17 protein-coding genes are annotated in these 23,184 nt (G+C 40.2%); 4 read left to right on the top strand and 13 right to left on the bottom strand.

Going from position 1 to position 23,184, the window contains the following annotated elements; genetic code table 11:
* Window positions 1–14: 14 nt before the first annotated feature.
* Window positions 15–2,888, top strand: a complete 2,874-nt coding sequence (locus NW213_RS05555; protein WP_258322095.1) for a PD-(D/E)XK nuclease family protein — start codon at window positions 15–17, stop codon at window positions 2,886–2,888.
* A 329-nt stretch (window positions 2,889–3,217) separates the two neighbouring features.
* Window positions 3,218–3,628, top strand: coding sequence for a hypothetical protein (locus NW213_RS05550; RefSeq protein WP_258322094.1), 411 nt, complete (start codon window positions 3,218–3,220; stop codon window positions 3,626–3,628).
* A 143-nt stretch (window positions 3,629–3,771) separates the two neighbouring features.
* On the opposite strand, the gene NW213_RS05545 is transcribed toward NW213_RS05550, so the two are convergent.
* The 3 genes from NW213_RS05545 to NW213_RS05535 all read right to left on the bottom strand — a co-directional run bounded on the left by NW213_RS05545 (window position 3,772) and on the right by NW213_RS05535 (window position 7,394).
* The gene (locus NW213_RS05545) at window positions 3,772–4,944 is read right to left on the bottom strand and encodes a MalY/PatB family protein (RefSeq protein ID WP_258322123.1); all 1,173 of its coding nucleotides are present in this window, start codon (window positions 4,942–4,944) and stop codon (window positions 3,772–3,774) included.
* 10 nt (window positions 4,945–4,954) lie between these two features.
* Window positions 4,955–5,821: a DUF3737 family protein gene (locus NW213_RS05540; RefSeq protein ID WP_258322093.1), complete on the bottom strand. Its 867-nt coding sequence runs from the start codon at window positions 5,819–5,821 to the stop codon at window positions 4,955–4,957.
* A 148-nt stretch (window positions 5,822–5,969) separates the two neighbouring features.
* Window positions 5,970–7,394, bottom strand: coding sequence for an MATE family efflux transporter (locus tag NW213_RS05535; protein WP_239469046.1), 1,425 nt, complete (start codon window positions 7,392–7,394; stop codon window positions 5,970–5,972).
* Window positions 7,395–7,655: 261 nt separating this feature from the next.
* Here NW213_RS05535 and NW213_RS05530 point away from each other — a divergent pair, with 261 nt between their 5' ends.
* Window positions 7,656–7,976, top strand: a complete 321-nt coding sequence (locus NW213_RS05530; RefSeq protein ID WP_258322092.1) for a helix-turn-helix transcriptional regulator — start codon at window positions 7,656–7,658, stop codon at window positions 7,974–7,976.
* 115 nt (window positions 7,977–8,091) lie between these two features.
* Here NW213_RS05530 and NW213_RS05525 read toward each other — a convergent pair whose 3' ends face one another.
* The 6 genes from NW213_RS05525 to ilvD form a co-directional block, all read right to left on the bottom strand.
* Window positions 8,092–8,616, bottom strand: coding sequence for a nitroreductase (locus NW213_RS05525; RefSeq protein WP_258322091.1), 525 nt, complete (start codon window positions 8,614–8,616; stop codon window positions 8,092–8,094).
* Between the two features lie 170 nt (window positions 8,617–8,786).
* A complete protein-coding gene (ilvC, locus tag NW213_RS05520) occupies window positions 8,787–9,830 on the bottom strand; it encodes a ketol-acid reductoisomerase (protein WP_154042858.1) in 1,044 nt (347 codons plus the stop codon).
* 148 nt (window positions 9,831–9,978) lie between these two features.
* Complete coding sequence (locus NW213_RS05515; protein WP_258322090.1) at window positions 9,979–10,725, bottom strand: acyl-[acyl-carrier-protein] thioesterase; 747 nt, start codon at window positions 10,723–10,725, stop codon at window positions 9,979–9,981.
* A gap of 13 nt (window positions 10,726–10,738) precedes the next feature.
* On the bottom strand, window positions 10,739–11,290 hold the full coding sequence (ilvN, locus tag NW213_RS05510; protein WP_154042860.1) for an acetolactate synthase small subunit: 552 nt from the start codon (window positions 11,288–11,290) through the stop codon (window positions 10,739–10,741).
* Between the two features lie 18 nt (window positions 11,291–11,308).
* On the bottom strand, window positions 11,309–13,009 hold the full coding sequence (ilvB, locus tag NW213_RS05505) for a biosynthetic-type acetolactate synthase large subunit (protein ID WP_258322089.1): 1,701 nt from the start codon (window positions 13,007–13,009) through the stop codon (window positions 11,309–11,311).
* A gap of 13 nt (window positions 13,010–13,022) precedes the next feature.
* On the bottom strand, window positions 13,023–14,825 hold the full coding sequence (gene ilvD / locus NW213_RS05500; RefSeq protein WP_204390409.1) for a dihydroxy-acid dehydratase: 1,803 nt from the start codon (window positions 14,823–14,825) through the stop codon (window positions 13,023–13,025).
* 661 nt (window positions 14,826–15,486) lie between these two features.
* Between ilvD and NW213_RS05495 the strand changes: the two genes are divergently transcribed.
* Window positions 15,487–15,987 (top strand): hypothetical protein, encoded by a 501-nt coding sequence (locus NW213_RS05495; RefSeq protein ID WP_154042863.1) that lies wholly within the window; start codon window positions 15,487–15,489, stop codon window positions 15,985–15,987.
* A 1-nt stretch (window position 15,988) separates the two neighbouring features.
* On the opposite strand, the gene NW213_RS05490 is transcribed toward NW213_RS05495, so the two are convergent.
* From NW213_RS05490 to NW213_RS05475, 4 genes are read right to left on the bottom strand one after another with little or no spacing between them, the layout of a single operon-like run.
* Window positions 15,989–16,867 carry a hypothetical protein gene (locus NW213_RS05490; protein ID WP_258322088.1) on the bottom strand — a complete coding sequence of 293 codons (879 nt, stop codon included), beginning with the start codon at window positions 16,865–16,867 and terminating at the stop codon, window positions 15,989–15,991.
* A 17-nt stretch (window positions 16,868–16,884) separates the two neighbouring features.
* On the bottom strand, window positions 16,885–20,547 hold the full coding sequence (locus NW213_RS05485) for an ATP-binding protein (RefSeq protein ID WP_258322087.1): 3,663 nt from the start codon (window positions 20,545–20,547) through the stop codon (window positions 16,885–16,887).
* Window positions 20,531–21,082 (bottom strand): hypothetical protein, encoded by a 552-nt coding sequence (locus NW213_RS05480; RefSeq protein ID WP_154042866.1) that lies wholly within the window; start codon window positions 21,080–21,082, stop codon window positions 20,531–20,533. Before NW213_RS05480 ends, NW213_RS05485 begins: the two co-directional genes overlap by 17 nt.
* Window positions 21,083–21,137: 55 nt before the next feature.
* Window positions 21,138–22,334 carry a hypothetical protein gene (locus NW213_RS05475; protein ID WP_154042867.1) on the bottom strand — a complete coding sequence of 399 codons (1,197 nt, stop codon included), beginning with the start codon at window positions 22,332–22,334 and terminating at the stop codon, window positions 21,138–21,140.
* Window positions 22,335–23,184: the final 850 nt, after the last annotated feature.

Genomic DNA, 23,184 nt, shown 5'->3' with positions numbered 1-23,184 from the left:
TTATTTAAAAAGAAATGGAAACTTTTCTAAAGCTTGTAGCTCACGATTTATATACGAAGACAAACGGCGACTTTGCCCGTACAGCCATTGTCTTCCCGAACAAGAGAGCAGGACTGTTCTTCAATGAATATCTGGCATCGGAAACTGACAGACCTATATGGTCGCCCGCATATATAAGTATAGGCGAACTGTTCCGCAAGGTATCAGACCTACAGATTGGTGACCCCGTAAAACTTGTATGCGAACTCTATAAGGTGTTTGTAAACATAACCGGCAGCAAGGAATCGCTAGACGACTTCTACTTCTGGGGTGAACTTCTTATAAGCGACTTTGACGATGCGGACAAGAATATGGTGGACACTGAAGCCATGTTCCGTAACATCAAGGATCTGAACGAACTTAACGACAATGGATATGAGTTTCTGGAAGAAGGACAGAAGGAAGCATTGAGCCAGTTCTTCAAGAATTTCTCCATCGACAAGGTTACAGAATTGAAACAACGATTTATCAGCATCTGGGACGTACTAGGAGAAATATATACAGAATTCAAAGCCATACTTCGCGAACAGGGCATAGCTTACGAGGGTATGATGTACAGAGAAATAACAGAATCTATGGATATTGACAAACTCCCTTACGATAGATATGTCTTCGTGGGATTCAACGTGCTGAATAAGGTGGAACATACTCTGTTCAAGAAACTTGATAAGGCTGGAAAGGCTATGTTCTATTGGGATTACGACAATTTCTATCTCAACAAGCACCCTCACGAGGCAGGTGAATTCATAAAGCGCAACCTAAGGGATTTTCCATCGGAACTTCCACCATCTGTATTCAACAATCTGAACTCCCCGAAAGATATTACATATATTGAATCGCCTACCGAAAACGGACAGGCAAGGTATCTTCCGCAATGGATAAGAACAAACCTGACAGAGGAAGAAAAGGAAACAGCGGTAGTATTGTGTAACGAATCTTTACTACAGCCGGTGCTGCATTCTCTGCCAGAAAATATACGTCATATCAATATTACGATGGGATTTCCATTGTCGCAGACTCCTGCTTGCAGCTTTATCAACTCGCTTATTGAACTTCACACTTCAGGTTACAATCCGTCAAACGGCAGGTTCCTGTTTACCGAAGTTTTGAGTGTGCTTAAACATCCATACACACAACTCCTGAGCGAGGAAGCAGAGAAGCTGGAGAAATCTCTTATCCACGACAACCGCTTCTACCCTCTTCCTTCGGAACTGAAAAAGGACGAAACTACAGAAACCATATTCACGCCTTGCAACAGTAACCATGCTATCTGTCAGATGATTTCTACAGTACTGAAACAGGTAGCAGCCGTATATCAGAAGAAATCAGCTACTATGGATACAGCTCTTGACCAACTGTATCGCGAAGCGTTGTTCAAAGCATATACCATGGTAAACCGTTTTAACTCTCTTATAGAAGAAGGCGACCTTGATGTGAACCAAAGTACATTTAAGCGACTGCTCTCACGCGTCATACAGTCGGCCAACATTCCGTTCCACGGCGAGCCGGCAATCGGTATGCAGGTTATGGGAGTACTTGAAACACGAAATCTTGACTTCAGAAATGTAGTAATGCTTTCGGTGAACGAAGGACAACTGCCAAAAAGCGGAAGCGATGCCTCGTTCATACCTTACAATATCAGAAAGGCTTTCGGTATGACTACTATAGACCATAAGATAGCCGTTTTTGCATATTACTTCTACAGACTGTTGCAAAGAGCTGAAAAAGTGACTCTTCTTTTCAACACTTCAAGCGACGGAATAAACCGAGGAGAGATGTCACGCTTCATGCTTCAGTTGCTAATTGAATGGGGATTCGACATCAAACGTGAAAGACTGGAAGCCGCACAATCGCCACAGGGTACTGAGAAAATTGAGATAAAGAAGACTCCGGAAATAATGAAACGCATGCAGAGCAATTTTGATATCAGAGCAAATAAAAAGGCTCTTCTGTCACCTTCTGCACTCAACACATACATAGACTGTAACCTGAAATTTTATTACAAATATGTAGCTTTATTGACAGCGCCCGATGAAGTAAGTGCGGATATAGATTCTGCAAAATTCGGAAGCATATTCCACTATGCAGCCGAACATATCTACAAAGATCTCACAGCGCACGGAAAAGTGATAGATAGCAACTCTCTTGAAAAGCTTTTGCAAAACGATGTAAAACTCCAGGAATATGTTGACAATGGTTTCAAGGAACTGTTCTTCAATATACCTCTGACAGAATGTCCCGAGTACAACGGATTGCAACTCATAAACTCGGCAGTAATTCTGAGATACATAAAACAGCTGTTAAGAAATGACCTGAGATATGCTCCTTTCACATTTACTGCTTCAGAGAAATTCGTAGATGAAGAGATTGAAATTAAAACTCCGAAAGGCGTAATCAAATCCAGAATTGGTGGTATAATAGACCGTATGGATACTAAAGACAATACTTTGCGAATAGTGGACTACAAAACTGGTGGTGATGCACAGTGTCCACCTGACGTAAAGTCACTGTTCATCCAAGACAAGAAAAGATCTAACTACATATTCCAGACATTTATGTACGCATCAATTGTCTGCAAGAAACTGAGAGAGAAAAACAATCCGTTGAAGGTTGCCCCTTCCCTGCTCTATATACACAAGGCGGCATCGGAAAGCTACTCACCGGTAGTACAGATGGGAGAGGCCAGAAAAAGAGAAGACGTAGATGATTTCAGCATCCATGAAGATGAATTCCGTGAAGATCTTAACATTCTTTTAGAGGAAATTTTCAATCTTGAAACAAGTTTTTCTCAAACAGAAATTGAAGAAAAATGTCAGTACTGTGATTATAAAGATTTGTGTAAGAAATAACATTTTGATATAATTACTGTTAATTTAAGGCAGTTTTCCGAGCTTTTATAATGCATATATCACGGAATATGGTTATATTCGCATGTTTTTCATAGTAATAGATTTATATATCCTGACTTCAAGCTTGTGAAAGTGAGTAAGTCAGAGAGACAAAAGAGTTTGTCCCTAAAGAACAAGAGACTGCAATTTTCCCCGGCAGTCTCTTTTTTTGTTCATATATATTACTTAATTTTGTATCATGATAACAGTAAAATACCAATCTTATGAAAACAAATCCATTAATTGAATTAATCAGAAAAAAAGCTTATTTTTTAATCTTATGTGTGGCTATGATTTCAGGTTTTATAAGTTGTAGCACAGAAGAAGTTACTGAAAACAATGTCGTAGGAGTATATACAAATCTTACAGACAATTCAAATACGGAAATAACCATACAACAGGCATCCGACCATTTTAAATTTAAATGTATATTTGATGATAACAGAGAAGGAAACATCAAAAGTTACAGTTGGACAGGAACATTCAAAAATATACCGTCTGATGTGATAATGAACGGTAAAGAAGAAATAGGAACTGTAAAATTTAGTAGCGGAAGTGTAGAATTCAAGGCTTATACTCAAAGAGAAGGTACATACAAAGGATTCCGAGATGACCTGGCCGATTTAGGTTACTCAAGGAGTACTACTAATGACTCTGTATTTGTGACTACAGACTCTATAATGACAAAAAACATAGAATAAAGAAATAAAGCCATGGCTGATATCAATTACTGATTCTGCCATGGCTTTTTATTTTCCCTATAAGTTTATTTTTATCTATATTAATATCCGCATAATGTTGAAAAAGCCCTGATTATATTAAGGATTATTTACCTCATCTGTATTCAATCACATCGTGTAGATACAAACTTCAGGAACCTCGTCATGGCATCCTCCAATACAGCGCGCGGACATGCTATATTCCAGCGCATAAAACCTTCTCCTTCTTCTCCATACATTGTACCGCTGTTAAGCCACAATCCTGTCTCTTCCAGTAGTAATGCCTGAAGCTCGTCTGATGACATGTGTAATATACTGCAGTCTGTCCACACCAGATATGTTCCCTCTAATTCAGTTACCGTGAATTGAGACAAGTTTTTGGTAAAGAAATCGCACAAAAAATCGTAGTTTGTTTTAAGATAATCCAGAAGTTGAATCAGCCACTCCTCTCCTTGGTTATATGCTGCTATGGTAGCTTCAATTCCGAATGGATTGACATCACACACCTCATTTATGTTTATGGCCTTATCTATTTGCTGACGTACTCTATCATCGGCAGCGATAATATTGGCTATCTGCAATCCTGCCATATTGAATGATTTGCTAGGTGAAATACATGTTACCGAATTCTGTAAATGTTTTTCGCTGATTGACGCAAACGGAGTGTAAACGTGTCCCGGAAAAACCAGTTCACAATGGATTTCATCGGAAATGACTGTCACATGATTTTTTATACAAATCTCCCCTATCCGACACAATTCTTCGCGTGTCCAGACCCTACCGGCAGGGTTATGCGGATTGCAGAGCAACATGAGCTTAGTGTCTGGAGCTGCAGCCTTGCGTTCCAGATCCTCATAATCTATGCGATAAGTCCTGTTCTCATATTTAAGCGGATTTGTGATAATCCGGCATCCATTATTCCTTATAGATGAAAAGAAACAGTTATAGACAGGTGTTTGCACTATCACTCCATCTCCTGGTTCAGCCAGAGCCTTTATAACGGCAGATATAGCTGGAACCACTCCGGAAGTATAGATAAACCATTCTCTGTCAATCAGCCAATTATGTCTCCTGTCAAACCAATCTATTACGGACTTGTAATATTTAACAGGAACGTGTACATATCCATATATCCCATGTTCCACTCTTCTGGCGAGGGCATCAATTATCGCAGGTGCAGTACGGAAATCCATATCTGCCACCCAGAGTGGAAGCACATCCTTATCTTCAGGCATACTGTCCCATTTATAGGAATTTGTTCCCCTGCGAGGGATTATTTTATCAAAATCGTACATCATGTTCGTGTATTTAGTCTGTAAAGCAGGTACGTTCATCTCTAAGTCTGATTTCACAATCTGCCGGAGCCTTGATGTTCTCATCTATTGTGATGGAACCATATTCATCCGCAACAATACATCCCGACATCGGATTCTTGATATTGGTTATGGCACCACGGATATCGGCATGCAGCGTACTATACTCAAATGCACGGTCGCAGTCCGGTCCGAAAGTACAGTTCTCCAACACAAGGTCATGAGCGTAACAAAGAGGTTGCTCACCGGTAATATGACAGTTCACAAGACGTAGGTTTCTTGAATGCCATCCCAAATACTCACCATTAAGCTCCGAATCATAAATCGTTACGTTCTCTACCTCCCAGAAAGCATCCTTTGTAGTAATTTTGGCATTATGGATTTCTACATTCTTCACATACTGGAAAACATACTTGCTGTCGCTTTCCAATCCGTCCACATATATATTGTTGCTGAACATGAACGGATAAGTACCTCCATGTAGAACAAGATTTTTTACACGTATTCCGTTGCAGCGCCAGAACACTTCATCCGCGTCGTTCATCGTTACATTCTCAATGTCTATTTCGCTCATCTCGCGGAACATTTTAGGAGCGTCTATCACTGTGTCTGTCATCTTCAGGTGGTCTGAATACCATAGGGCAGAACGTCCACCCACATCAAAATAGCACTTGTCTATTTTGAAACCGTGTACATGCCAGAAAGGATAGTTTCCTTCGAAACGGCATTTGAAAGTCTCGATATTGCTACATTCTTTAATGGCAGATTCGCCAGCCCTGATAATTACATTTTCAAGACGGAGATCGTGAGATTCGAACAATGGTCGTTCTCCTCCAAATTCAGTATTCTTAATCAGTTCCATACTTGTAATATATTAGCGGTCATTTATTAATAATCACAAAATTCCTTTCTTCAGTTATCGCTTACCTTATTTCATACTGCAAAATTAAGCCTTCCGCTTTTGCTCTCATGTAGATGAATTACGGAGGAAATTACCAAAATTACTGACATCATTTCATACTGTTCATCCATCGCTCCCGTTTCAGACGAACGAGGAATATGAAACCACGAAAACAAAGTTCCACACACATGGCTATCCATACACCCTTCAATCCTAATGACGGAGCGAGTAAGGCAGCCAATGACAGACGAATAGCCCAGATACTGAAGAAATTCATCAGACAAGGGACAAGTGTATCAGCCGCACCCACAAAAACGCCGTAAGCAACTATCGAAGCCGCAAACATAGGCTCGGCAAATGCCTCAATACGTAGTGCCATCACACCAAGTTCTCTGATTTCATGAACCGGTGTCATCAAGCCTATAATTTGAGGCGCAAACAGATACATAAGTATCCCCATTAATCCCATGACAATCATTCCCATCAATACGGTGATACGCGCAAAGCTGCGAGTGAGTCTTTTGCGACCGGCACCGACACTCTGGCCTACCAGTGTGGTAGCAGCATCGGCAATTCCATAACCGGGCATATAACAAAGACTTTCCGCAGTAACAGCGAACGAATTTGCCGCAATAGCAAAAACACCAAGCGGGGCGACTATAACCGTTGTCATGATTTGAGCTCCGCAAATGACTATATGTTCCAACCCCATAGGACAACCTATACGAAGAGCTTTTCTTATAGTTGACGCACTGAGACGGAAATCATATCTTTCTCCGGTAAGTTTAAGTTCATTCGAACGAGTCCAAAGATACCACAGCAGAATGATAGCAATCACAGTCTCAGCGGCAGCAGTACCTAATGCAGCACCTTTCACACCCAGTCCAGCACCAGGCACGATGAAAGTCACATCAGCCAGTTCACATTGGCGTGAAGGAAATATCAGCAAGAAATTAAAGACCACATCCAGCACACACATGGCCACACCGGCAATGCTTGGCACTAACATATTACCGCTACACCGCAACATACCACCTGCAAGGAAATTCATCTGCAGGGCAGGCAAGAAAAGTGAGAATACAAAAAAATAAAGTGAAGCGTCATGACGTATAGAAATGTCCCCTCCTAACCAAGCGGGCAGAATACCGCTGACGGCAGAACCTATCAGAGCAAGAATCACACTGAACATTAATGTAGAGACCAATGACTGACGCAACACGGCACGCGCTCCTTGAATATCACCCGCACCTATCTTATGTGCCACCTGTACCGAAAATCCAGTAGCTGATGCAACACACAGTCCCCAGAATAGCCAAGTGGTAGTTGATACCAATCCGATTGAAGCAGAAGCCTCAGCTCCAAGATGTCCCACCATTGATGCATCGATATACTGCATGATTATGGAAGAGAGTTGTGCTATGACTGCCGGAATACTAAGCTGCACTGTCAGATATAATTGTTGCGACAGAGTCATAGGCCTCCCATCTCGTATCAGTGCAAGCATCTCACCTATTTTATTATTTCGAGCCTTCATGCATTTCTTTCTTTGAATTTCTTTATTGCAAAATTAGACTTATCGCCAATCACACCGTGTATATGAATTACTGATATTATTACCACTATTACATTATCTACTCGAGTGATATCTAAAAATGGGAAAAGCTTACGACATCAAGTATGGACAACAAAAATACGACAACGAAGAAAGAACAATAGTCTGTTTTTCGCCGAGACAAACTGTAGAGACAAGATCGACTACTAATCAGATTAAAACGACAAGATAATTCTTGAAGAATTGACCAGACTGATTGACGAATATATAGATTCAGGCATGCTATACAACTCCATATTACCAACATCAGAATACTGTGCCGCAAAACTTGGTCTATCAGAGTTTTATTTCAACCATCTTCTGAAATTTGAGACGGGCAAGACTCTATGTGAATATCTCGAATGTAAACGTCAGGAATCCGCAAGAAAGATGCTTGAGAAACCAATAAATACATCAGCTAACGTCGCCCGCCAGCTAGGTTACGTCGATATACAGTATTTCAGTCTGATATTTAAGAAGATAATTGGTGTTTCTCCAAACGAGTATAGATTTCTGAATAACTGAAATTCAGCTTTATTGGTTTTTCAACTAAAAAGTATAATATTACAATTATGAAAAAACCATGACAGCAAATCGATCAAAAGAACTGTCATGGTTTCTGTTTTTTATTTTCAAAATATCATTTTATCACCCTATAGTAATCCACCTTACGAGGTTTCGGGGCATCTGCCGCTTTTGCCGGGTAGCCTAAGGCAAGAGCGCCAATTCCGACAAGTCCTTCAGGCAATCCGAAACTTTCCATTAGTTTCTTTCCTTCATCGGTAGAAAACATTTCTCTTTCCCTATGTATCCAGCAGCTTGCAAGTCCTATAGCATGGGCAGCAAGCATCATATTTTCCAATACGCAACTTCCATCCTGTATAGGGTTATTTGCATCAGCAGGTGTAAACACAAGAACGTATGTAGGTGCATCATAATACGGATTTGATGTAACTCCCATCACATGGGCATTCATTTCTGCCAGCTTCTTACGTATCTCCTCATTCTGTACAGCAACAATGTATGGCGACTGCATTCCTCGTGATGTAGGCGCGTATGTACCGGCTTCCAATACAGCTTTCAATTCTTCGTCAGTAATCTGTTCTGCCTTATATTGACGGCAACTGCGACGAGTCTTTATAATCTCCAGAAATTCGTTATTCATATCTGTATATTTTTATGTTAATACTAAATTCAAATCACCACCAACAAAATTAATCAAAAGCCCGAAATGTTATACATACCTACTATGATAAAATCTATTTCTTACAAAAAAATCCTCTTCACGACAAGGGAAATGCCATGAAGAGGAAATAAAAATACTCTTATTATTTATTAGTTGTTTTCAGGACGAAGTTTACGTACTGTAACTGCTGTTTGCCACATTTCGCTTTCACGCAAAGCCTTCAATTCAGCTTCCAGTTTTTCGCGATAATCTGGCTTAGAGTTAGAGTCGATAGAAATCTGAGCTTCGTTACCGCTCTTAACGCTCTGATACAATTTCTGAACTACAGGTTTGATTGCATCGTGGAATGGGCCCATCCAGTCAAGAGCACCACGCTGTGCAGTTGTAGAACAGTTAGCGTACATCCAGTCCATACCGTTCTTAGCGAACAATGGCATCAATGACTGGGTAAGCTCTTCTACAGTTTCGTTGAATGCTTCAGAAGGAGTATGTCCGTTTTCACGCAATACTTCGTACTGTGCAAGAAGCAATCCCTGAATAGCACCCATCAATGAACCACGTTCACCTGTAAGGTCAGAAGTAGCTTCACGCTGGAATGTAGTTTCGAACAAATATCCTGAACCGATACCGATACCAAGAGCGATAGTTCTGTCGAATGCCTTACCTGTTACATCCTGATAAATAGCGTATGATGAGTTCAAGCCGCGGCCTTCGAGGAACATTGTACGCAATGAAGTACCTGATCCTTTAGGAGCAACCATGATAACATCGATGTCAGCAGGAGGAACCACACCTGTACGGTCGTTCCAAGTAATAGCGAAACCATGTGAGAAATACAAAGCCTTACCAGGAGTAAGATATTGTTTGATTTTAGGCCATACAGACATTACAGCAGCATCAGACAAAAGACACATTACGATAGTAGCTTTCTGACATGCCTCTTCGATACCGAACAATGTTTCTCCAGGTACCCATCCGTCAGCGATAGCTTTTTCGTATGTTTTGCCCGGACGCTGACCTACGATGACATTGAATCCGTTGTCGCGAAGGTTCAATGACTGACCTGGCCCCTGTACTCCATATCCTATAACTGCAATTGTTTCGTCTTTCAAGATTTCACGTGCTTTTTCCAATGGAAATTCATCGCGTGTGATTACATTTTCCATCACACCGCCAAAATTTAATTGTGCCATGTTTTTTATAAGTTTTTAAGTTTATAAGTTTATAAGTTCTTAAGTTTGTAAGTTTATAGGTTAGTTACGAGTTGACAAGTTAACCAGGTTTCCTTCCGGTCAGTTACCAATAACTAACAACCATCAACTCATTCTTAATTATTAATTTTTAATTCTTAAATATCACTTTGCTTCTTACTACCACCTCACTATCGTTCTTCTTCACTTCTATGTCGTACTCATTATCCGAAATCTGTTCACGATAGAAGGTCAGCTTATCGCCGAAATAACTTTCCGCAACATACGCCATCTCAAAACGATGTATCATTTTTTCGCGGAAGACATCCATATGAAACAAGTCAAGTATATGCTCTATGTATTTTATACTGTTCACATGTACGTTGCAGTCTATATCGCTATATTTTGCCACATATTCACCTACAGGCTCTACCGAAGCAACCTTTATTCTTCCTGGCTTCTCGATTGGACATTCCTTCTGGCATATATAGTCAACGATACTGCCACCGTGCAGTGTAAGCAAATCGGCCGGCTTACGTGTTTTAAGATCTATCATCGCCCATATTGAACGCGCATAACCGATAGGTTTTCCATCCTTGTCGAGAATAGAGAAGTTTCGGTCGGTAAACAGGCGGTAAACATTTTCCACCCAAGTCTGTACACTGAATTTCTCGTACTGCATAGGAAATTCTTCCATCTCTATAGCCAGACGGGATAGCACCCACGTAAAATGGCTTTCATTCAGTTCGGCAATGCCAAAGCCACGTTCTGTGGCATGAAAACCGGCACAGTTAAGCAGATGATTACCCAAAACTCCCATCGTCAACTTTCCTGTAAAGTCAACATGAAAAGGTTCTGCGACAAAGTTATATGTGCCAACTTTATTTTCTTCTCCCATAACAAGAAATGTTTTAAAGTCCTTTTTTATATCTTTCCTCACGGTGAGCAAGATACTCATTCACTCGTTCAAAACAACTGGTAGATACAGCAATTCTTCCAGAACGTACAAACTGAAGAACGCAATTAAGCCTTTTCAAATCCTCGTACAGGAATGTTATCTCATCGCTCATACCAACCATCTCTATTATAGAGAACACCGGATTTACTTCAACAATATGTGCATTAAATCTTCTGACTACCTTCGATGCCTCAGGATTGTTCTGAAACTCCGGTGTAGATACCTTATACATAGCCACCTCGCGCTGAAAGATTTCCTTATCTGTAAAATAGTGTGCCTGAATGACATCCATTTTCTTCTCTATCTGGCGTACAACCTTCTCCACAATATCTGCAGTTGTCCAGCAAGTGATTGTATATTTGTGTACTCCTGCAATAGAGGAAGCCGACACGTTAAGGCTTTCGATGTTAATCTGTCGGCGTGTAAAAACGGCAGTCACCTGATTAAGCAAACCGGCTATGTTTTCCGAATGAACTATGATAGTATATAATGTCTTATTTTCCATTTTTAATCCTCCTACTCGTTAGCAATCCAAATCCATCATCATATAGTTAACCGAGCTTCCCGGAGGAGTCATCGGCAATACATTACCTTCTTCCACTACACATACTTCAAGAAGGAACGGACCGTCTGTTGCAAGCATCTCCTCTATTCCGTCTTTAAGTTCTTCACGCTCAATGACTCTTCTTGAAGGAATACCATACGCCGATGCTATCTGCATATAGTCAGGATTCATCATCGGAGTGAACGAATATCTTCTGTTGAAGAACATTGCCTGCCACTGACGTACATTACCGAGGTAGTTGTTGTTCATCAGAATCATCTTGACCGGAGCCTTCTGTTCCATGATAGTACCGAGTTCCTGCATTGTCATCTGAAGACCACCGTCGCCCATTATCGCACAAACAGTACGGTCCGTACGACCGAATGTAGCTCCTATGGCTGCCGGGATACAGAATCCCATTGTTCCCATACCGCCTGAAGTAACCACGCTCCTACTCTTAGTAAACTTGAAGTATCGGCATGCCATCATCTGATTCTGACCAACGTCTGTCACCAATATCGCTTCATGGTTTGTAGCCTCACTGACAGCGTTTACTACCTCACCCATATTTATCGGACCATTTTCAGGATAAACCTCGCGTTTTATTACCTTGTCGAATTCCTGTTGCTCGTACTGGCTGAAACTCTCAATCCATGCAGTATGTTTATTAGGCTGGATAAGTTCTGTAAGCAGACCTAAAGTACGTTTGCAGTCACCAAGCACCGGAACATGTACAGGTACATTCTTGCCTATCTCCGAAGGATCAACATCAAGGTGTATCACCTTTGCCTGTTTGGCGTATGTTTCAAGTTTCCCTGTCACACGGTCGTCAAAACGCATACCGACTGCAATAAGCACATCACATTCGTTGGTCTTTACATTTGGACCGAGATTTCCGTGCATTCCCAGCATTCCCTTGTTCAGAGGATGTTCCGAAGGCATTGCCGAAAGTCCCAACAATGTGCATCCACAAGGAATATCAGCTTTTTCTACAAACTTAAGCAACTCTTCCTGAGCATTACCTAATTCAACGCCCTGCCCTACGAGAACCAAAGGTTTTTGAGACTCATTGATAAATCTGACAGCCTCTGCCAAAGCCTTAGGATCTGTTTCCGGATCAGGATCATAGCTGCGAATGAAATCAACATCTACCGGTTCGTAATCCGTCATTTCTATTTGGGCATTCTTCGCAAAGTCAAGTACCACAGGTCCCGGACGTCCTGAACGGGCAATATAGAAAGCTCTTGCCACAGCCCAAGCCACATCCTCTGCACGGCGTATCTGATAGCTCCATTTTGAAATAGGCTGTGTGATACCAACTAGGTCAACCTCCTGAAAGGCGTCAGTGCCGAGAAGACCTGCTCCGACCTGTCCTGCTATCACCACGATAGGTGTACTGTCTATCATTGCATCAGCTACACCTGTTATGGTATTTGTCGCTCCCGGGCCACTTGTCACCAGACATACCCCCACTTCACCGGAAACTCTGGCAAATCCCTGTGCGGCATGTGCAGCACCCTGTTCGTGACGTACCAATATATGGTTAAGTTTATCTCTATGATCATATAAAGCATCGAATACAGGCATTATCGCTCCTCCGGGATAACCGAAGATAGTCTTTACTCCCTGATGCTCCAGCGAGCGCATCAATGCTTCACCACCTGATATTTTCTCTTTCATATGTATATGCTTTTTAGTCAACAATTCTTACTCCACCTTTATCAGCCGAACTTACCATGCTTGCGTAAGCCTTGAGTGCCTTAGACACCTTGCGGTCGCGAGTGACAGGAGTCATCGGACGTGCGGCAAGTTCTTCATCCGAAAGTTTCACATTGATACTGCGGTTCGGTATATCTATTTCGATGATATCACCATCCACAATCTTACCGATGTTTCCTCCGGCAGCCGCTTCAGGAGATATATGTCCGATACTCAATCCCGATGTACCGCCACTGAAACGTCCGTCTGTAATCAGTGCACATTCCTTTCCGAGATGTTTTGATTTTATATACGATGTAGGATAAAGCATCTCCTGCATACCCGGACCACCCTTAGGGCCTTCGTGAGTGATGACCACCACATCGCCGCTTACAACCTTTCCGCCAAGGATACCTTCGCAAGCCGATTCCTGAGAATCGAACACCTTTGCAGGTCCCGAGAACTTCCAGATACTTTCGTCCACGCCGGCAGTCTTCACTACACAACCATCCTGTGCGATATTACCTTTCAGCACTGCCAGTCCGCCGTCCTTGCTATAGGCATGTTCCAAATCGCGGATACATCCTGTGGCACGGTCTGTATCGAGTTCCTTATAATAATTGCCCTGCGAGCCAAGTTTGATAGAAAACTTTCCACCCGGAGCGCTTGTATATATTCTTTTTGCTTCAGCATCAACACTTTCTACAGAGATATCATATTTTGCAATAGCCTCAGCCAGTGTCATACCATCTACACGTGAAACTGATGTATCGAGCAAACCGCCCTTGTTCAGCTGCGCCAGGATATTCATGATACCTCCAGCTCTGTTCACATCCTGAATGTGGTATTTCTGAGTGTTTGGAGCTACCTTGCAGAGACAAGGCACACGGCGTGACAACATGTCGATATCATCCATTGTGAAATCCACCTCTGCCTCATGAGCTATTGCCAGCAGGTGAAGCACTGTATTTGTAGAACCACCCATAGCAATATCAAGTGTCATCGCATTAAGGAAAGCCTGACGTGTAGCAATGCTTCTCGGCAATACGCTTTCGTCGCCGTCCTGATAATATTTATAAGCATTTTTTACGATGAGAGCCGCAGCATCCTTGAACAACTGCTTACGGTTTTCGTGAGTTGCGACTATAGTTCCGTTGCCCGGAAGAGCCAGACCGATAGCCTCGTTCAGACAGTTCATTGAGTTTGCAGTAAACATACCCGAGCAGCATCCGCATCCCGGACATGCATGTCTTTCTATCTGATCTACATCCTCGTCGCTCACTGTCGGGTCGGCCGACTTAATCATCGCATCTATCAAGTCAAGATGCTGACCGCCCCACTCTCCTGCTTCCATCGGACCGCCTGACACAAACACCGTAGGAATATTCAGTCGCATGGAAGCCATAAGCATACCCGGAGTGATCTTGTCGCAGTTTGAAATGCAGACCATAGCATCAGCCTTATGAGCGTTCACCATATATTCCACACTGTCGGCAATGATATCTCTTGATGGCAGCGAATAGAGCATTCCGTCATGTCCCATTGCTATACCGTCGTCTATCGCGATAGTGTTGAACTCAGCGGCAAAACATCCTAACTTCTCTATTTCCTCTTTCACCTGCTGACCTATCTCATGCAAATGTGTGTGTCCAGGAACGAACTGTGTAAATGAATTCACAATAGCAATGATAGGTTTGCCCATCATTTCCTTTTTCATTCCATTTGCCACCCATAATGCTCTTGCACCGGCCATACGTCGGCCTTGTGTACTCATCGAACTGCGTAACTCATTTTTCATTTTTATCTCTCCTTATTTAATCAAAAAGCCTTTCTCATACACATGTGAGAAAGGCTTTCATCAATATCATATATATGCAACTACATACATGAACCTTCCTCACCTCTTGGTTCCAGGACCACGACGCGAATAATATGCAGGACTGCCAGGTTAATGATAATATTAGTTGCTTTCATACTTTTTCTGTTATTTTTGTTATTACGATTGCAAAGGTAAAGGCTTTTTTGATATAAACAAATAAAATGATAGTTTTTTTTGAAGAAAAATATCATTTATTAGAGAAAAGGGCTTTTTTGCTACATATTATTACATAACATTTGACTTCGGGAAACATGACAAGCGCCTGAAAAAGGTAATAAAAGCATAATAATTTGTCAAAACAGGCTGTCTCAGAAAGCGTTGCACGTACGTGTAACGCGTGGAACACGAACGTGTAACAAGCGTAACACGAACGTGACGCGCGCGGAACACGAACGTGTTACGGTTTCTTTGATAAAGAAAATATAAAAAATCTTCTTTTTATTATTACACCAGCACATAAAAATGAAGTTTTTTATATACCTTTGTCACACTGATACTTAATTCTTAAATTATTATCTGGTACATTTTTGATTATTACTTACAACAGGCAAAGTAAATGTTAATATAGTAGAATTTCAATATGCGTAATTTCGTTGATAAAAAAGCTGGTGCAACCTTTTTGAAAGGGTATTCTTATACTTATGCAGTTCGTCAGAATCATATAGAATTGATTCTAAAGGTAAACAAGGGATTATATGGTGTTGTATGCCTGGTTCCAATCGGAATCAACCAACTTAGTCTTACATGTTGCTGGGGAACTTTCTTTAATCGTCTGAATAATCATGAAAATCCAGGACGCCTGCTTCAGATGTTAGAAAAACATTGCCCGACCGTATGTAATCTTTTTACCGGAGAAACTCCTTATACCTTTATTTCGTTCCCGGATGAAGACAATATTGGTGCTATATCATTCACGATAGATACAGAACCGGACTTTAATCTTTTAGATTTTATTGGTGATAAAAAAGTCTTGGATGAAGCTGATAAGTTATTCTCTTTTAATTGCAAGTTGTATAACGAAATAAAAGATAAGTGTCCTTTTGAGGGATGGAAGAAGGGACTTTATGATTTTAACGGTTAATTTAATATGTACATTTTTCAATGTATCCTTCCTGTTCATACACCCTACCATAATGATGAATCATTTCAACCAACCCGTTCAAACGTGAATCTATAATCTTCAGATTTTTATATCTAAGATATTGAGCGTCATACAGTCCCTTATTCCCGGATTTCAACCTTTCTTCTATATCTTCGGGAATAAGGAAACTCGCTCTGTCGCCCAAAAATTTATAAAACTCTGACTGATATATACATATACCTGCCAGATCAAAATCTCCAAAATGTATATATCTATTAGGAATTTTAATAAGCCATTCCCTTAAATCTGCCGACTGGGGGTATCTGGAAACAAACAAAATTTTATTATCTCCAAACAGATTTTTCTGACTCCGTATATGACGGAAGTTCTCACCATTTTCCATTCCAACCACTGTCACGTCTGACGGTATATAAAATTCATCCGGGTTTTGTATGAAAACAGCACTTCCTTCCGGAGGGGATATAACAAAATCACTATTCCCTATTCTTGCATGAACAGGTTCGTAACAGTTCACAAGAAAACCTCTGAAAGTTCGAAGCTTAAAAGTCTTGGAATCGCCTGTTTCCTGTACAAGCATACTGCGCTGCAAGTCTTTGTTCTCGCCGGAAAAGATTTCAATCCATCTTTCAAGAGAAGTGCCGGATGTATAATTATCTGAAACATATCTACCGAATGCCACAGTATCTGTAAGGCGATAGGAAACTCTGCTGCCATTAGTTATTCCGGTTATAAGGCCCTCTATCCTTAACTCATCAACTATCCATCGAGGAAGCGAGCTTGAAGGAAGAGTTTTTCCTTCAAGCATATAAAGCAATTTTCTCGCGACAGATATTGTAAATCGTTTTTTATTTATTTCCATATTATTACAAGGTATTCTTATTTTCGTGTAAGCAATGGCACTACCCTTGTATTGCTTTTCGCGTCTTTGCTTAACAGATAAGTATATTTATAATCCTCAACATTATAGGTGGTAGGCGAACTGTTGATAAGTAATATGTTGCGGCAATTTGCAAATTCAAGTATGCCTTTCACATTATTGGGATGCAGCTTACCTATTTCATCCATCATACAATGCACCTTGAAATCTCCGAATTTCCTTGAGACTTTTTCCTTGAAAACATTGATAAGCATGATGTTCACCATAGCTTTAACCAGTATGTCTGTGCCGTCGGAACCAACATTCGCTATTTTCTCAACCCAGCCTGTGTCATTATCATTTTCGATAATACGGAACTCCAGATTAAAGGTATCAGAAACGACAAGACTCTTCCTGGAAGGCTCATCCTTGAGCAGTTTACTGAATGAATTAAGATATTTTACAGCCTTGAGATTCACGTTCTCGCGCGAATCCTGTGAGAACAGGTCCATTTCACCCATGTTGAAGGTGTTCTCATCATTGAAATTCTTTATTTCTATAAGAAGCTGCATAAGTTTGTCGTTACTCTGCAATGGTCTGAGTTCGATACTGCGGATAACTCCAGCAAAATTACGCTTGATGAAATCGTCATTTATGTCTTTAATAGTCTTATTAATAAGACTTTCGCTTTGGGTAAGCTCTCCTGTTTCCTTTGATATGCGCCTTATTATGTTTACGTACCTTTCACTTATGCGGTTCTGATATTCTGTGATTTTATTGTTTTCCACAAACTCGCATAAATTGGATGCGAAATCCATGTAATCTGAATCACACGACAATGACTGAGGAAAACTGAAAGTATTTCTTGCAGTAAAATTACTGTTAAACAGATTTACTGATTTTTTGAAATTCTCAGTATCCTTGCCAAAAGAAACAATCTGACTTTTCAGCTCTTCCACTATCTTACCACAAGGTTTATTGGTAGGAAGTTCTTCGGGAGTGTACGACTCCGGAGGACAGAAACCTTCATCTTTGCGGAAATTCTCAAGAACGCAAAGATCGTTCTTAATGGCATCACGTTCGGCCGACTTTTCGTTTATACTGTTTTTTACAGTTTCGTACTGACCTGTAAGCTTGTTTTTCCGCAACGCGTATTTTTCTTCAAGCTCGTCCAGATGCATCTCATTGTTCTTCTTGGTGTCGCGCAATTCCGGCTCACGGTCAAACAGTTCTCTCTTGTCTTTCTCATAATTCCACACCAACGACTGTTTTTGCGATATATAATCCAACTCAGACTTTATAGCATCAATTTTTGCTTTGTAGGAATTTATAGCCGATGTATCAGCTCCCTTACCGTTCAACTCCTCGTTCTGCAACTTGTGAAGTTCTTTTTTTCTGTTATCCGCATCTGTACGCCGGTCGGACAGTTCATTTTGTACTGCCTGTATCTCAACTTCAACAGCACTGCGTTCTTTCTTTTCCGCCTTTCTCAGCTCTTCATTAATCTGAAGAATCCGCTTTTCTCTCTCCTGTTTCAAAAGATCTTCATTATTGCAACATTTTTGCCTTTCCTTCTCCTTGCCTCCAATAAGTGTTTCTATCTCATCCAGCCTGTTTCTTTTCCACTCCGATTCTTTGCGTTCCCACGAAGCCTGTTCCGCCTTAATATTCTTAATCTGAAGAGGATATTGCTGTAACAGAATTTCAAGAACCTGCCTTTCACCCGATATTGCTGAAATCTGCTTTCTGTACTTATTCTTTATCTCTTCAGTACGCTTCGTTTTTTCTTCATTCAGAAGGCTTATTTTTCTAGTATATTCATCCCTTTCGGAAGATTTGGCCTTAAACTCAGCTTTAAGCTGTTCCGGTGAACGTAATTCACGCTGCACTTCAGCCAAATTAATTTTTACACCATATAAAGAGCCTCCCTCATCGGTTGAGAGTTCAGGAGAAAGATTCTGATTGTAGAGTATAAGTTGTTCATCTGCAATCTTACCTATATTTTCCTGCCATCCTGACCTGTTCTTGTCGAGCCATTCGCAAAAAGAGCCTTTGCTGCTGTTTATCAGCACATTCAATGATTCCATTTCTGCGTCCAACTGTTTCCTGCAGCGTAGAGCCTCATCTATTTTCGTATCATACTCTTTTTCAACTATCATAGTTTCCGCTTCTGACTTCTGTCTTAGGCGGTCGCACTCCAGTTTCAGACGATCAGCTTTCACGGCGGTATCCTTTTCTTCGGAAGATATGTTTCTCAACCGTTCCTCACAGTCTCTTATCTCATCCTTGAAATGAACAGTACACTCAACCCTTGTTTTCTGTTGTTTCAGGTTGGATATTTCTTCCAGCAGCTGTTCCTTGCTGTCGGCAAGTGTTTTAAGTTTCTCTTCATAAACAGAGCGTATTTCTTCAGCCTGAGTATTGCTTTTCTTTGTCAATTCCGCAATCCTTTTACCAAGTTCGTTTTCAAGGCTTAATACCCTTTTGTTGATTTCATTCTCAAATCTTTCAAAATCGGCATCAATGCTCTTTTCCATCAAAGAGTATTTGCTTATTATATCCCGGTACGTACTCGTGAGTTCATTATACACCTTATTCAGAGACTCCAGTTCGTATTTAAGTGACGTTTCCCTATTTACTCTTGATATAACCTCGTCAATATGTTCCTGTTCATAATATTTTCGTTTTTCCCTTATCTTCTTAAGGTCAGACTCTATAATACCGCTTAACTTTACAAGCTTGTCGCGCTCTCTGTCAAACTTATCTTTTTCTTCTCCAAGCAAACGTGTAAACCGTTCGGCTTCCTCTTTAATTTGCAGAAGCTGTTCCTCCAGCTCAGGGAGCCTCAAGCGTGACACCCTTTCAGAATAATTGAGGTGCTGTCTATCGTCTTTAATCCGCTTTTCAGCATACAGAAGCATTCTGTAATTCTTTATTACTGTATCAGCCTGTTTCCTGACAGGTACCACTCCATTCCTATCCTGTTTTATCCACAGCATTACGTCGGAATATTCCTGCTCGAAAGTCTCTATCTGGTTCCGATAATAACTCAGGTCTACAACAAACTCATTATCATCCATTGACTGTATGATGGTATCCTTTATAAAATCGGCATCAAGCTTCGAGTTAAGGAATACATTCTGAATTGTACGCGGTATATTCTGGTATCGCGAGCTCTCTACAATGGCATACTTACGGAACTTAAGCAAATCCGGTTTTCTGTTGTTGCCGAATATTATATCACGAAACATATCATAGCCTGTAACCAGCGACGACACGCTTGCACCCGATTCCGACACTCTTGTACGAATCACACTCCAGTCGGCAGAAACCTCATTTTTGCCGTCAACAAACCACTCCTTACTGTATGGTGCATCAATAAAGCGGAAGGCAGCCCTACCCATCGACTTCGTTACAACTACGGTATAGGCACCGTTTTCGCGCATTACTTCATAAACTATATACGAGTTGGCAAAAGGGAGATAGAAAGAATCAAAATTCTTCTTTTCTTTCGGTATGCCCAATCTGAGTTTGTCTGCATTATAGAAAAACAGGACAGCACGCAAAAGAGTACTTTTACCTACTCCCTGGGTACCAATAAAATGCACATTGCCATCCAACTTTACTTCGGCATACGGTACATGTGCGCTGTTCAGAAATATTACCTTATTGAGATATCTCATCGTTCATTTCCTCCGATATTGTTATGCAGTCCACCAAATCCTCCATATAGTGAAATGCCGTTAATACTTTATAAGTACTATCATGTTCATTCTCAAGTTCTATCATTCCCGCCTTTTCAAGTTCAGAAACAAGTTTCTCCACAATCTCATTATATTTCTTCTTATCCTGAAACAGTTTGGAAGCCTTATCCTTCAGCTCAATCTGGCAACTTATCTGAACTTCTATGTCTGCCGGGCGGAACTTAAATCCGGGACCGAATGTAGCATCATACGTTTTAAGGAAACTTAGGTAGTCAATCCACTTCATAACTGCTTCAAGTTTTCGCTCAAGATCAACTTTCGCCTCCTGTCGGGTGAACATATAATATCCGTCACCACCTTCGAGATAAAAACCAATGCCTTTATAATATTCGTAATAATCGGTCAAATCCTCTTCTATGGCATCATAATACCGTTTTATTGCAGGAGAAACGCTGTTTGCAGAAATAAATCCGCCCTTACTCAATATATTGAATATTTCTTCTGTATATTTCATGCTTATTCTGATTATGATTATGTAATTATTGGGAGCAATCGGTAATTGTTTGGAGTCATTTGGAATATATCAAAGGATATTCCACGTCATGACTTGTTTCATACTTGTCGGTGAAATTCAGTCCATCGGCATACTGCGATGCTATCTGGCAGAAAAACAAGATTCTCTCGACAGTGCTAAGCTCTTTATGATAATTGTAATTCATTACAAACTTAAACAGATGACTGCTTGATGCCGAGAAAGCATTATAAATTTCCTGTAAGTTTATCTTGTCAAGAACTTCACCTTCTGTTTTCATATATTCCTGAGGTATAGCATCGGCTATATTCTTCGGACCTTTAGCCAGGTTCTTCCTTTTTGATATGATTTTTCTTATTATCTCCAACGCCACCGCAGAAGTACGCAGATTATCTACCGAAAGTTTTATCCTGTAATTGGTCTGAGGCTCAATCCATACAGGATTTCTCATACTGACGACCTGACGTATATCAGTTTTTTCGTCTAAAAGGAACTGGTCACGGAGGTATTTCAAACGTCGGACTTTCTCGAATATCCTGTTCTGATAAGCTATAAGATTCAGGTAATGAATAATCTGCTTCTCTATCTCAATGAGATTATGATAAGAATCATTAAGCTGAAGTTTCACGTCATTCACCACTATACGCATTTGAGTGTCCATGGCAACTCTGAAAAAAACAGGCTGAGCGTTGTCTATTATATCTTCACTCCTATTGATGAGGAGTTCTATGTTCTTACGTTTTTCATCAAGATTATTCAATTTTGAGAGCTTTACACGATAGTTTGGTTCATTCTTGTAAGTATTGTCAATGTTGCGTTTCAAGTCTATTACATTACGCACTGTTATCATTGCAATATTTTTCAGACACCGTCTTACCTCTTTGTGATAATTATATTTCCGCTGCTCATTATCTTCTTTAAGGTAATAATCGATATTTTCATTCAGACGTCCCAGATAATCATTTACAAACGAAACATTTATATTCTCATTGACCTGTAAAACATCCTCGAAGAATTTAAGATATACATCCTCCATTTCAAGGAAATTCCCGCTATCTCTTATTATTCCGTAGTCAATAAGATATTTAATTCTTTCTTCTTTATATTCAGTGAGTTCGAGTGCATAGTCATATTTCAAAGAAGTTGAAGCTCTTTTCTGAAACATCTGTTTCAGCAGAAGTTTCTCTCTTTCAAGTACACGCAAAAGCTCATCAATAGATTTAAAGGTATTCATAGTTCAAGTGTTATAAGAATTACTACTGAAATGATGGCTACGAATTTAAAGAATAAAATACTTTTCAACCATATCCTTGAGCTGATCTGATGACAGATTCCCACATACTGTAATCAATTGTTCATAACTGTACACATCGGGGCTATTTCCAGCCAAAGTTTTTGTATGAATCATTTTTCCATTATTACGGTCAAAGCGTTTTGTCATGAGATCCTGATTACTTTTAACGACAGTACATCTGCCATATAAACTGTATTTATATATCATTATAATGATAGCTATGTATATTTTCAAGTATTAATCATCACTATTATGAAGATTACAAATACAAAACTATGCAATTTATGAGAATAAAACTAATTTTTCTTAAAAAACTTCGGCTATCCCAGAAACACCGTAACAGTCAAACTTATTCAAAAAAAGTCTGCCTGTAACACTGCTCGTAACGATTCCCATAGCGTGCAAGCTGTGTGAAGTTTATTTTATTTTTCTTGGTATGACCACTACATATTTCGTACTTTTGTTTAATTTTGCGGTATATCCATTAAAGGCATCCCTGCAGATATTCATATATTGGTTGAGCGCTCCTGATATTTCCATGTTTAACTTATGTGTAGATAATATAAAGTTACTGAAAATCAGGAACTTGACCAATTCTTCATGCTAACTCTTATTGATTTAACTCGCTGATTTTTAAGTATTAAAGGATGAGATTGAAATATCGCCGTCCTGGCATAGATAGCGTAACACGTTCGTGCAACGCGTTATGGTAATAATATCAAAACATTATATTTCTGATATATTATCACAAAAACATTATGATTTATTATTAACTTTGTTCCTTACTAAA

This window comes from Bacteroides sp. ET336, assembly GCF_024733815.1.
GTDB classification, from domain to species: Bacteria; Bacteroidota; Bacteroidia; order Bacteroidales; family Bacteroidaceae; genus Phocaeicola; species Phocaeicola cellulolyticus.
Note: the sequence above shows the minus strand (reverse complement) of the source record. Positions and strands in the feature narration are given on the sequence as shown.